10 protein-coding genes are annotated in these 12,078 nt (G+C 34.9%); 8 read left to right on the top strand and 2 right to left on the bottom strand.

Annotation, left to right across the window (positions count from 1 at the left end):
* Window positions 1-49: 49 nt before the first annotated feature.
* The 8 genes from HYN56_RS10325 to HYN56_RS10290 all read left to right on the top strand — a co-directional run bounded on the left by HYN56_RS10325 (window position 50) and on the right by HYN56_RS10290 (window position 8,774).
* A complete protein-coding gene (locus HYN56_RS10325) occupies window positions 50-232 on the top strand; it encodes a DUF5522 domain-containing protein (RefSeq protein ID WP_012023986.1) in 183 nt (60 codons plus the stop codon).
* A gap of 15 nt (window positions 233-247) precedes the next feature.
* Window positions 248-1,225, top strand: coding sequence for a 2-hydroxyacid dehydrogenase (locus HYN56_RS10320; RefSeq protein ID WP_109192098.1), 978 nt, complete (start codon window positions 248-250; stop codon window positions 1,223-1,225).
* 564 nt (window positions 1,226-1,789) lie between these two features.
* Window positions 1,790-3,769, top strand: a complete 1,980-nt coding sequence (locus HYN56_RS10315; protein WP_109192097.1) for a urocanate hydratase — start codon at window positions 1,790-1,792, stop codon at window positions 3,767-3,769.
* 23 nt (window positions 3,770-3,792) lie between these two features.
* Window positions 3,793-4,329, top strand: a complete 537-nt coding sequence (locus HYN56_RS10310) for a DUF4136 domain-containing protein (RefSeq protein WP_109192096.1) — start codon at window positions 3,793-3,795, stop codon at window positions 4,327-4,329.
* A gap of 277 nt (window positions 4,330-4,606) precedes the next feature.
* The gene (gene ilvA, locus HYN56_RS10305) at window positions 4,607-5,851 is read left to right on the top strand and encodes a threonine ammonia-lyase IlvA (RefSeq protein ID WP_109192095.1); all 1,245 of its coding nucleotides are present in this window, start codon (window positions 4,607-4,609) and stop codon (window positions 5,849-5,851) included.
* A gap of 80 nt (window positions 5,852-5,931) precedes the next feature.
* Window positions 5,932-6,342, top strand: a complete 411-nt coding sequence (locus HYN56_RS10300; RefSeq protein WP_109192094.1) for a group III truncated hemoglobin — start codon at window positions 5,932-5,934, stop codon at window positions 6,340-6,342.
* A gap of 76 nt (window positions 6,343-6,418) precedes the next feature.
* On the top strand, window positions 6,419-6,862 hold the full coding sequence (locus HYN56_RS10295; RefSeq protein WP_109192093.1) for a hypothetical protein: 444 nt from the start codon (window positions 6,419-6,421) through the stop codon (window positions 6,860-6,862).
* A 136-nt stretch (window positions 6,863-6,998) separates the two neighbouring features.
* The gene (locus tag HYN56_RS10290; protein ID WP_109192092.1) at window positions 6,999-8,774 is read left to right on the top strand and encodes an aromatic amino acid hydroxylase; all 1,776 of its coding nucleotides are present in this window, start codon (window positions 6,999-7,001) and stop codon (window positions 8,772-8,774) included.
* A 140-nt stretch (window positions 8,775-8,914) separates the two neighbouring features.
* On the opposite strand, the gene HYN56_RS10285 is transcribed toward HYN56_RS10290, so the two are convergent.
* Together HYN56_RS10285 and tamL are read right to left on the bottom strand one after the other, a co-directional pair.
* Window positions 8,915-9,550 carry a DUF4230 domain-containing protein gene (locus HYN56_RS10285; RefSeq protein ID WP_109192091.1) on the bottom strand — a complete coding sequence of 212 codons (636 nt, stop codon included), beginning with the start codon at window positions 9,548-9,550 and terminating at the stop codon, window positions 8,915-8,917.
* Between the two features lie 186 nt (window positions 9,551-9,736).
* Window positions 9,737-12,055: a translocation and assembly module lipoprotein TamL gene (tamL, locus tag HYN56_RS10280; protein WP_109192090.1), complete on the bottom strand. Its 2,319-nt coding sequence runs from the start codon at window positions 12,053-12,055 to the stop codon at window positions 9,737-9,739.
* Between the last annotated feature and the right edge of the window lie 23 nt (window positions 12,056-12,078).

The raw sequence follows: 12,078 nt of genomic DNA, 5'->3' as shown, positions 1-12,078 counted from the left end.
ATTTATATTTTTGATTTTAATTATTCGAAAAAGAACGCGAAGCAGATTTATGAAAGAGCAAAGTAATGAAAATAAATTAATCGAAGGAGAAGATTTTTACTATACGCCCGAAGGTTATAAATGCTTTACTGAAAAACATCATTTAAAACGTGGTTATTGCTGCAAGAGCGGATGTCGTCATTGTCCGTACGGATATGATAAAAAAACAGGAAGAATAAATAAACCTTCATAAAATTAGAATAACAAAATGAACGTTTTTATCAATAAAAATATACCGGAAGCTGGCATAAAACTGCTTCAGGAAAAAGGGATTAATCTGACTATAAATCCAACAGAGAATGTATTATCCAGAGAAAAGTTTATAAAAATCTGTCAGGAAAATGATGCGCTTTTAAGTGTTGGAACCAATACTCTTTTAGATGAAGATTTTTTTCAGCAATGTCCTAATTTAAAGGGAATCGCTTTGTTTTCTGTGGGATTTGATTCGGTTCATATTCCTTCGGCAAACAGTAGAAAAATCCCAGTTGGAAATACACCTGATGTTTTAAGCAGAGCCACTTCTGACGTTGCTTTTTTATTGATGCAAAGCGTAGCCAGAAAGTCATTTTTTAATCATAAAAGAATTTTAAATGACCAATGGGGAAGTTTTAATCCGTTGGCCAATTTAGGACAGGAACTGTATGGCAAAACTTTAGGAGTATGCGGTTTGGGACGAATTGGTTTCGAAATGGCTCAAAAATGCAAAGCCGCATTTGGAATGAACATTATTTACCATAATCGTTCCCGAAAAGAAGATGCAGAAAAAGAATTGGATGCTAAATTTGTAGATTTTGAAACCTTACTTGCTGAAAGTGATGTTTTAAGTGTTCACGCAAATTACACAGCAGAAAATAACGAACTCTTCAATAGAAATACTTTTGCCAAAATGAAACCAAATTCGATTTTCATCAATACAGCAAGAGGAAAATTTCAAAATGAGGCCGATTTATTTGAAGCATTAACGAATAATATAATTTGGGGAGCCGGACTGGATGTTACCAATCCAGAGCCTATGAAATCTGACAATCCGTTATTAGCTCTGCCAAATTGTTGTGTTTTACCGCATATTGGTTCAGCAACTTACGAAGCGAGAAACGGAATGGCGGTTTGTGCTGCACAAAATATTATAGCGCTTTTTGAAAACAAAAAAATGCCTTTTTGTGTTAACGAAGAAGTGTACTCTTAAATGAGATAATGGGATAATTTGAAAATTAGATAATTGAGGAAATCTCAAATTTTTAAATTGCTTCGCCTGTTCGCTATCGCTCGGGTCCAAATTCCAATCTGAAATCTGAAATCAACAATCTAAAATATCATATATGGATATCCATTCACGAAAATTTAGGATCAAGATCCACAAATCGTATCATAGGTCGGATATCCGTTATCCTTAGTTTTTTTAATTAGAAAATGTGACAAAGTGGATAATTAGATATTTTGCCTAAACGAATATTTCGCTCCGCTGGAGCTTTTGTATTGGGTGATTATTGTTTTCTATAAATATTACGCCTTTCCAAGGCTTTTCTTGATTTATTTAAATTTAATAATGCTCCAGAGGAGCGAAATATTTATAGAAAGAATAAGCCGTTCAGATTTTAGCTCCAGAGGAGCGAAATATTTATAGGAATCGTTTATTCGTTCACGATATATAAGCCCCAGCGGGGCGACATAATAAAAAACAAAAAAATTAATCTGTTGTTAATCTTGCTAAAATACCTTAGCATCTTAGAACCTTAGCATCTCTAAAAAAATGACTTTCAAAGAACAAATACAACAAGGAATTCCTTCTATATTACCTCCAAAGGCGACATACGATCCGGCGATTAATCATGCTCCGAAACGAAAAGAAATTCTTTCGGCAGAAGAAAAAAAGCTGGCACTTAAAAATGCTTTACGTTATTTTGATCCAAAGCATCATGCGGAACTAATTCCTGAATTTTCAGAAGAATTAGAAAAATACGGACGTATATATATGTATCGTCTTCGTCCGGATTACAGAATGTACGCAAGACCAATCGAAGAATATCCTGGAAAATCATTGCAGGCAAAGGCCATTATGCACATGATTCAGAACAATCTGGATTATGCCGTGGCGCAACATCCGCACGAATTGATTACGTATGGTGGAAACGGAGCGGTTTTCCAAAACTGGGCGCAATATTTATTGACAATGCAATATTTGTCTGAAATGACAGATGAGCAGACTCTAACGATGTATTCCGGTCATCCAATGGGATTATTTCCTTCTCATAAAGAAGCACCAAGAGTTGTGGTAACAAACGGAATGGTAATCCCAAATTATTCAAAACCGGACGATTGGGAAAAAATGAACGCACTTGGAGTTTCTCAATATGGACAAATGACTGCAGGAAGTTATATGTATATTGGACCGCAGGGAATTGTACACGGAACTACGATTACTGTTTTAAACGGTTTTAGAAAAATAAAACAAAATCCTGAAGGGAGTTTATTTGTTACTTCCGGGCTTGGTGGAATGTCCGGCGCACAGCCAAAAGCCGGAAATATTGCGGGTTGTATTACGGTCTGCGCCGAAGTAAATCCGAAAATCACCAAAATCCGCCACGAACAAGGATGGATTAACGAAGTCGTAACTTCTACAGACGAATTGGTTGCAAGAGTAGCTTTAGCGAAAGCGAATAAAGAAACCGTTTCGATTGCTTATTTAGGAAATGTAGTGGATGTTTGGGAACGTTTTGATCAGGAAAACATTAAAATTGATTTAGGTTCAGATCAGACTTCACTTCATAATCCTTGGGCTGGTGGTTATTATCCTGTTGGAATTTCTTTTGAAGAAGCAAATGATTTAATGGCTAATAATCCAGAATTATTCAAACAAAAAGTTCAGGAAACGTTACGTCGTCATGCAGCTGCAATCAACAAACACACCGCAAAAGGAACTTACTTTTTTGATTACGGAAATGCATTTTTATTAGAAGCTTCACGTGCAGGAGCCGATGTAATGGCACAAAATAATATCGATTTTAAATATCCAAGCTATGTTCAGGATATTATGGGACCAATGTGTTTTGATTACGGATTTGGTCCTTTCCGTTGGGTTTGTACTTCCGGAAAACCAGAAGATTTACTAAAAACAGATAAAATTGCCTGTGATGTTTTAGAAGAAATGGCTAAAACGGCTCCAAACGAAATTCAGCAGCAAATGCAGGATAACATCAAATGGATTAAAGGTGCTCAGGAAAATAAACTGGTTGTAGGTTCACAAGCAAGAATTCTTTACGCTGATGCCGAAGGAAGAATTAAAATTGCAGAAGCTTTTAATCAGGCGATTGCAAAAGGAGAAATTGGTGCAGTAGTTTTGGGGCGCGATCATCATGACGTTTCAGGAACGGATTCTCCATACAGAGAAACTTCAAATATCTATGACGGTTCTCGTTTTACAGCCGATATGGCGATTCATAACGTAATTGGAGACAGTTTTAGAGGAGCAACCTGGGTATCCATTCATAACGGCGGAGGCGTTGGCTGGGGAGAGGTTATAAACGGTGGATTTGGTATGGTTCTTGATGGTTCTACTGAGGCTTCAAAGCGTTTAGCATCAATGCTTTTCTGGGATGTTAACAACGGAATTTCAAGACGAAGCTGGGCCCGAAATGAAGGTGCTGTTTTTGCCATAAAAAGAGCAATGGAAGTTGAGCCTTTATTAAAAGTAACTTTACCTAATATAGTTGATGAAAATTTACTAAATTAATAGAACATTTAATTCCTAAAAATATGAAAACACTTAAGTTAATTCCGTTTTTCCTGCTGTTGATTCTTTCTTCATGCAGCAGTGTTACAGTTTATTCTGATTACGACAAAACTGTCGATTTTGCGCCTTATAAAACATACGCTTACTTTAAGCCCGGAATTGACAAGGTTGAGATATCCGATTTAGATAAAAGAAGAATTCTTCGCGCTATTGATGATCAAATGCAGGCTAAAGGTTTTACCAAAAGCGACAATCCTGATATGTTGGTAAACATCTTTACAAAATCAAGAGAACAAGTCGATGTAAACCAATTTAGCGCTGGCTGGGGTTATGGCTGGGGCTGGGGCTGGAATCCATGGATGATGTATGGAAACCAAACTACTGTTTCGACTTCTACAGAAGGAACTTTATATATTGATTTAATCGATGCTAAAAAGAAAGAAATGATCTGGCAAGGTGAAGGAATTGGTACTTTGACTAGAAACATTGACAAGAAAGATGAAAGAATTGCTGAATTTGTAGGCAAAATTTTGGCTCAATATCCGCCTGTGAAAAAATAATTATTTACTTTTGCTATTCAATCAGCTAAAAAAATGAAAAACTTTAACAACATTATTATCGCTATTATTAGCATTATTGCAATTCAGCAATAATGGCGAGGTGTTATATAAGTTTGTAAAATATAATTTATAGAAACCTCCCAATTGGGAGGTTTTTTATTTTAAAAACAATTTAAAAGTCGCCACGAATTACACAAATTTCCACGAATTATTTTTTCTTTAAAATAATTAAAATTAGTGTCGATTCGTGTAATTAGTGGCAAAATACAAAAACATCATGAGTTTATTTAACGAAGTACTTAATGCAAAAAAGCAACTAGAAGATGTAGTGGCAGCTACTCCTCTAACCCAAAATTTAAATCTTTCAGACGAATTTAAATCGATGATTTTATTAAAAAGAGAAGATTTACAAATTGTTCGGTCGTACAAAATTAGAGGGGCTTACAACAAGATTTCTTCGTTAAACGAAAAAGAAAGTGCAAACGGAATTGTCTGCGCCAGTGCTGGTAATCATGCACAGGGAGTTGCTTATTCCTGCAATCTTCTTAAAATAAATGGTAAAATTTATATGCCAAAAACAACTCCAAAACAAAAAGTAAAACAAGTACAATTGTTTGGAAAAAAGTTTGTTGAAATTGTTTTGACCGGAGATACTTTTGATGATGCTTATGCTTCGGCAACCGCAGATGCCATCAAAAATCACAAAACTTTTATTCATCCTTTTGATGACGAAAAAGTAATTGCCGGACAAGGAACTGTTGGCTTAGAAATTCTGGAAAATTCCAAAGAACCTATCGATTATGTTTTTGTTCCAATTGGCGGTGGTGGATTGGCTTCGGGTTTGTCTGAAGTTTTCAGACACTTAAGCCCTAATACTAAAATCATTGGAGTTGAGCCAAAAGGAGCTCCCTCAATGAAAACTTCTATTGAAGAAAATAAAAACACACCTTTAAAAACAATCGACAAATTTGTGGACGGTGCCGCAGTAAAACAAGTTGGCGATAAAACTTTTGAAATCTGCCGTTATAATCTGGAAGATATTATTTTGGTTCCCGAAGGAAAAGTCTGCACGACTATTTTAAGATTATACAATGAAGAGGCTATGGTTGTCGAACCTGCAGGAGCATTGACGATTGCTGCGTTGGATTTTTATAAAGATAAAATTAAAGGCAAAAATGTAGTTTGTATTGTCAGCGGAAGTAATAATGATATCGAAAGAACGGCCGAAATAAAAGAACGTTCTTTATTGTATGAAGGCTTAATGCATTATTTTATGATTCAATTTCCACAGCGTCCGGGAGCTTTAAAAGAATTCGTAAATAATATTTTAGGTCCGGATGATGACATTACTTATTTTCAGTTTGCCAAGAAAAATAGCCGTGAAAAGGGCTCTGTTGTTGTTGGTTTAGAATTGAAAAACAAAAAAGACATCATGCCAATTAAACTAAAAATGACACAAAACGGCTTTGAATTTCAATATTTGAATGATAATCAGGATTTGTTTACGCAATTGATTGGATAATCGTTTTCAAAATGATAATTGTCAGTAAATAAAAAAGAACTTATGGTGTATTTTTGCAGCTTAACTTTAGAATAAATACAATGGCAGATTTAAAAGATATTTCCACCATAGAAGACATTCAGCAAATGGTAAACAGCTTTTATGCAAATGTTAGAAAAGACGATTTAATTGGTCCTATTTTTAACGATAAGTTGCAAGATCGATGGGAACCGCATTTGCAAAAAATGTATAATTTCTGGCAGACTATTCTTTTTGATGTTCGCGCTTATTCCGGAACACCTTTTCCGCCGCACAAACAATTGCCTGTTGATAAAACGCATTTTGATCGCTGGATTGCCATTTTTAATACTACAATCGATTCACAGTTTGCAGGTCCAATTACCGAAGAAGCTAAAATGAGAGCTACAAATATGGCGTTTATGTTCAGCCACAAAATTGAATATTTCAGAAATGCTGAAAATGAAATGAGAAATGCAATAAAAAAATCTTAGAAGATTTCTCTCAAATAGAAAGCAGAACTTTATATTTGGCTAAATGAATTAAACCCAAATCTATATTCTTTTATTTATGAAAAAAGTAATTTTCTTTATTGCAATCTGTTTCTCATTTTCAAATCAATTAACAGCACAATCTCAAGCATCAGCTTCTAATTTATACAAAGGAACCGTTGATGGTAAAACTCCCGTAACCTTTTATATTAAAACGCAAGAAAATCAATGCACTGCTGACTTAGACTATATTGCAATTTACCGTTATAAATCAAACAAATGGATTTATCTGAATGTTACACAGAACAGAAAAGTTGAAAATGAATTTATCATGGTTGAACATGGTTTTAGCGGTGCTTTGATGTTAAAGAAAGTAGGAAATACTTTTTCCGGTTTATGGATTAGCCCTGACACTAAAAAACAGCTAAAAATAGAAGTAAAAGAAACTTCAATGACCAAAAAAGAAATTGAAAGCTATGAACAGACTCTGGAAAGAGTAAGTTTCGAAAATAACGACTGCTAAATCCATCACTTCTCTCTTTTATTAAAAGCTTACAAAAACGCAATAAAAAGTAATTTCAAATAAAAATATTGTGATGAAATGTAAAAATTAGAGGTCTAAATTTGTAATTTTACATTTTAATCTACAACGTTTCGAAATGAATCCAAATATTGAAACCAATCCGTTATTAGAAAGATTGCCTAAACATTTACAGCAATTTATTAAACCTCAAGATTATAGCGATTACAGTCCTATCAATCAGGCGGTTTGGAGATATGTTATGCGCAAGAATGTAGATTATCTTTCTAAAGTAGCACATCATTCGTATTTGGAAGGTTTACGTAAAACGGGAATCGAAATAGATTCTATTCCGAGTATGTACGGCATGAACCGAATTCTAAGCGAAATTGGCTGGGCAGCGGTTGCCGTTGACGGATTTATTCCACCGAATGCTTTTATGGAATTCCAGGCTTATAATGTTCTGGTTATTGCTTCGGATATTCGACAATTGGAACATATTGAATATACTCCTGCTCCGGACATCATTCACGAGGGAGCCGGCCACGCTCCTATTATTGCCAATCCAGAATATGCGGAATATTTAAGACGTTTTGGTGAAATTGGCTGTAAAGCGATTTCTTCTCATAAAGACTATCAAATGTATGAAGCGATTCGTCTGCTTTCTATTTTAAAAGAAGCCGAAGATACTCCGCAGGAAAAAATTGACGAAGCTGAAAAAGCAGTGGCCAATTTACAAAATGATATGGGCGAATTGTCTGAAATGGCTCAAATTCGAAATTTGCATTGGTGGACAGTTGAATACGGCTTGATCGGAACGGTCGAAGATCCAAAAATATATGGCGCTGGATTACTTTCTTCAATTGGCGAAAGTGCACACTGTATGACCGATAATGTGAAGAAAATCCCTTATGATATTTCGGCGGCTAATCAGAATTTTGATATTACACAATTACAACCGCAGCTTTATGTGACACCTACTTTTTCTCATTTAAGTTTGATTCTGGAAGAGTTTGCTAACAAAATGGCTTTACGTACCGGAGGGCTTTCGGGAATTAAAAAACTGATTCAATCGAATGCTTTAGGAACAATTGAATTGAGTACTGGTTTGCAGATTTCGGGAGTTTTTACGAATGTTATTGAAGAAGAAGGGAAACCGGTTTACATTCAGACTACTGGAAAAACAGCTTTGGCTTACCGTGAAAAAGAATTAGTCGGCCACGGAACTTTAACCCATCCACACGGATTTGGAAGTCCGATTGGGAAACTGAAAGGTTTTAATCTAGCGATTGAAGATATGAGTCCGAAAGATTTACAGGCTTACAGCATTGTTGAAGGCGAAAAGATAAAACTGGAATTTGAAGGCAATATTATTGTGGAAGGTGAAATTATTACCGGCTCCAGAAATCTTCATGGAGAAATCATTCTAATCAGTTTTAAAAACTGCACGGTTACTCATGGCGAAACTCTTTTGTTTGAGCCTGAATGGGGCAATTATGATATGGCAATTGGTAAAAAAGTCATTTCTGCTTTCTCTGGCCCTGCCGATGTAAATAGTTTTGACTTAATTAATATTGTTCCGTCAACCAAAACCATCAAAGCAAAACATACTGATGAACGCGATGAACTAGAGCATTTATATGCAACTGTTCGCGAAATCAGAAATAATAAATCTTCTAAAACAGAATTGAAAACTGTTTTTGAAAAACTTAAAAATAGTCATTCAAATGACTGGCTTTTAGCTGTTGAAATTACAGAACTTTTGAAAGATTCTGACGAGAAACAGCTTTTACAGGAAGTATTGGTTCATTTAGATCAACTGAAAGTCAATCGTCCTGAAATTGCGCATTTGGTTGCTGGCGGACTGGATTTGATTTTTGATAGTTCTATGCCTAATTTGCCACAAAGGCGCTAAGGTTTTTAAGGTTTTGTTTCACGCAGATTTTGCAGATTAAAGCTGATTCTGCAGATTTTTAAATCTCGCAAAGACGCAGAGTCGCAAAGTATTTTACTTAAAAAGTTTCCTTTGCGACTCTGCGTCTTTGCGAGATTCTTTTATAGCTTTGATCCCAAATCCTGACTTAATTCAGTTTCAGATTCAATAGTTTTTCCGTTGTATTGCAGTTTCCACCCCATTGAATTGGTCATGATTAAAATCTTAGACAATTCACTGATTAATCTGTTTTGAGCATTTGTTTTTAGGGTTGATTTTTCGATTTTCTTGGCTAAGTTCGCCTTTACCGATTTGTTGATTTTATTGTAATCGTCTCCCGTAAACGGATTCAGTTTGCTTTGCTCTACATCATAAAACTGAATATCCGGATTAATCGTAATTTCTTCTTTTGGGATATTTAAAATCGTAATGGTTTTATTTTTTTCGTCAATATCGTATTTCATTTGATGTAAATCGTAGGCAACTGTGACATTTGCATTTACGACAACCAATGCTTTTTTCTCGAAAGAAATCATGTCTAAGAAATATTTCTGCTGATTTTTATAGGTGATCACTTCTGAAAAATGTCCTTCGGTTACAACCAGTTTTCCAACGTTGAGAATCTGCTGTTGAATTAAATTGGTGTTATATTGAATGTCAGAATCGTCTTCTTTTTTAAACTGGCAATATTTAAAAGCCAGAACAATGACTAAAACGATTACACTAACACCAATAATTCTTTTGATTAAGTTTTGCATTCCTCTAAAATATTTTAGACCAATTTACTTCTTTTTTTAGTTTTTTTCGCCACGAATTTCACGAATTACACTAATTTTTTGGAATACTTAAACTAAAAATTCTTCGAATTTTTAGTCATGAAATTAAAGATAAGCAAAAGATGAAATTCGTGTAAATCCGTGAAATTCGTGGCAAACAAAAAACGTTTAGAAAGGATATCCAATAGCGATATTCAGGATCAGGTTGTCTTTTCTCCAGGAACTGCTTCCGAAATTTATGTCGTCAATAACCCATCTTTGTCCGTCTGGAAGAGCTGGATTTCTTAGTGGAATTGCTAAATCTGTTCTTAAAATCAAGAATGACAAATCAAAACGTAAACCGGCCCCTGCACCAACAGCAATTTCTTTCATAAAATCTTTTGAAATTTCAGCTCCGGGTTTGTTGGGATCAGCATGCAAAAGCCAGATATTACCGGCATCCAAAAATACTGCACCTCTTACAATACTAAAAAGTTTTGCTCTGTATTCGGTATTAAATTCTAATTTCAAATCGGCTGATTGATCTGGTGTATAATTAATGTTGGTTGTGGTTTCTGGAATCACATAACTTCCCGGACCTAACGTTCTGGCTCTAAAAGCTCGAATACTGTTGGTTCCTCCTACTACAAACTGTTTAGAAGCCGGCATTGTATTCGAATTTCCGTAGGCAAATCCTGCTCCTACAATTAATCGGCTGGCAAGTTCACTTTCTTTTCCTAGTTTTAAATAATGTCTGAAATCGGTTCTGATTTTTACGTATTGACTAAATGGAACATCGAATATTGTTTTTACTTTATCCGGATAATCGGCACCAGTTACCAAACCTGTAATATTACCCGCCAAATCTAATTCACCATTAAAATAGATGGTATTTTTTCGGCGTTTTTGCATCGTATTGGTGTACGTATAATTGTAAGTAGGACCAAAAATTAATTGTTTTTCAATTACTTTTCCTAATGCAGGATCTTGTTGAATATCTTCTAGATATTCGGCTGTAACATGATTTGGACTCACATACGTCACATCAATTACATTCAGCTGGTGTTCTTTTCGGATATTTTCTTTCCACAAATAACCAAAGGAAGTATTAAAAGAATTCAGCGCATACAACTGCGTTCGTTTTTGATATTCATAACGAATCGTTGCTTTGGTTCTTGGTACATATTCGCTGTTTCCTTCGATATTAAAAGGCGTAATAAATCTTGGCCAGGTCAAACTGACTTCCCCTCCAAGTTTATAAATATTCTTTCCCTTATTAACTCCACCCAACTGAAAATCGGCACCTCCAAAAATCGAGGCTGTAAACAATTCTGCTCCGCGAAGGAAGTTTCTATTATTCCAATTCAAATTTAATTCCGTACCTGTATAACTTGCCGAGTTGGTTTTACCCAAAACCTCAACACGAATAAATTTTTTAGGTAAAAGTGTTAGGTAATAATAAGAATCCAAAGCATTGTCGATACTGTCAGAAGGCTTGAATTCATTTTTAACAAAACTGAACGTTCCTAGGTTTACAAAACGATTCAAAGTCAAATTATGATCAGTTCTATTATATAAATCGCCTTTTTTGAAATAAATTGTTCTATCGTAAACTCGCGGTTTAAAAGTTTCTGCCGTATCAATAATCGTAAAATCTTTATACTGTGTTATATTCTTTTTTCTGTAAACCATGCTATCGTTCGCCAGAGAATAATTCGGATAAACAAAAATGTTATTTATGGTATAAGCTCTTAAGGCTTTTGCTGGAGTTTCGTCTTTAATAACCAATCTAATTTTTACTTCATGATCGCCTTTACTACTGTCTACTTTTGCCAAAAGATAATCCGGACTGAAATAGTAATACCCTTTTTCTTTCAATCTGGCATCGATACGTTCTCTTTCTGCTTTTATAGCATCCAAATCGTAAGGTTTTCCAACTTTCAACAAACTGCGTCTGCTTGATCTGGCGATTATTTTTGACATTTTTAAAGAATCATCCGGAAAAGTCACGCTTTTAATGATGTATTGTTTTTTGGGAACAACGGTATATTCTGCTGTTACTCTTTTATTATTTACAGTAGAATCGGCACTGACACGAGTTTTAAAATAACCTCTGTTTTCTGTAAAGTTTCGTAAAACCGAAGCATTATAATCTAAATCGACTTTGCTAAAAAGCACCGGCTCTTCTCCCACTTTAGTTCGAAGCCAATATCTAAATCCTTTTTGTTTTTTGGGCTCTCCGGCAATATTATAAAACCATAATTTTGGACGTAAACCTAAAAACGTTTTATTTGGTTTTGGACGAAGAAGACCTTCCAGCTCGGTTTGTAATGCTTTTCTATCTTTCTTTTTCATGATAGAATCTTTTACTTTTACCGAACCGCCCGTGTAGAGCAAATCGCCTTCAGGAAGATATTTTGTATTACTGCATCCAAAAACAAAAAAAAGGGATATCAGTACAAAATACTTTGTAATATGATTTCTTATATGATTATGTTTTTTGTTCATTTCCTTCAATTTGATTTTCCTGC

This window comes from Flavobacterium crocinum, from assembly GCF_003122385.1.
Taxonomy (GTDB): Bacteria; Bacteroidota; Bacteroidia; order Flavobacteriales; family Flavobacteriaceae; genus Flavobacterium; species Flavobacterium crocinum.
This window is presented reverse-complemented; position numbering and strand designations above follow the sequence as displayed.

Bases quoted from the DNA above. Each gene is read 5' to 3' on its own strand.
- HYN56_RS10285 (WP_109192091.1), bottom strand. From the start codon at position 9,550: ATGCAAAACTTAATCAAAAGAATTATTGGTGTTAGTGTAATCGTTTTA.
- ilvA (WP_109192095.1), top strand. From the start codon at position 4,607: ATGAGTTTATTTAACGAAGTACTTAATGCAAAAAAGCAACTAGAAGAT.
- HYN56_RS10320 (WP_109192098.1), top strand. From the start codon at position 248: ATGAACGTTTTTATCAATAAAAATATACCGGAAGCTGGCATAAAACTG.
- HYN56_RS10300 (WP_109192094.1), top strand. From the start codon at position 5,932: ATGGCAGATTTAAAAGATATTTCCACCATAGAAGACATTCAGCAAATG.
- HYN56_RS10290 (WP_109192092.1), top strand. From the start codon at position 6,999: ATGAATCCAAATATTGAAACCAATCCGTTATTAGAAAGATTGCCTAAA.
- tamL (WP_109192090.1), bottom strand. From the start codon at position 12,055: ATGAACAAAAAACATAATCATATAAGAAATCATATTACAAAGTATTTT.
- HYN56_RS10325 (WP_012023986.1), top strand. From the start codon at position 50: ATGAAAGAGCAAAGTAATGAAAATAAATTAATCGAAGGAGAAGATTTT.
- HYN56_RS10310 (WP_109192096.1), top strand. From the start codon at position 3,793: ATGAAAACACTTAAGTTAATTCCGTTTTTCCTGCTGTTGATTCTTTCT.
- HYN56_RS10315 (WP_109192097.1), top strand. From the start codon at position 1,790: ATGACTTTCAAAGAACAAATACAACAAGGAATTCCTTCTATATTACCT.
- HYN56_RS10295 (WP_109192093.1), top strand. From the start codon at position 6,419: ATGAAAAAAGTAATTTTCTTTATTGCAATCTGTTTCTCATTTTCAAAT.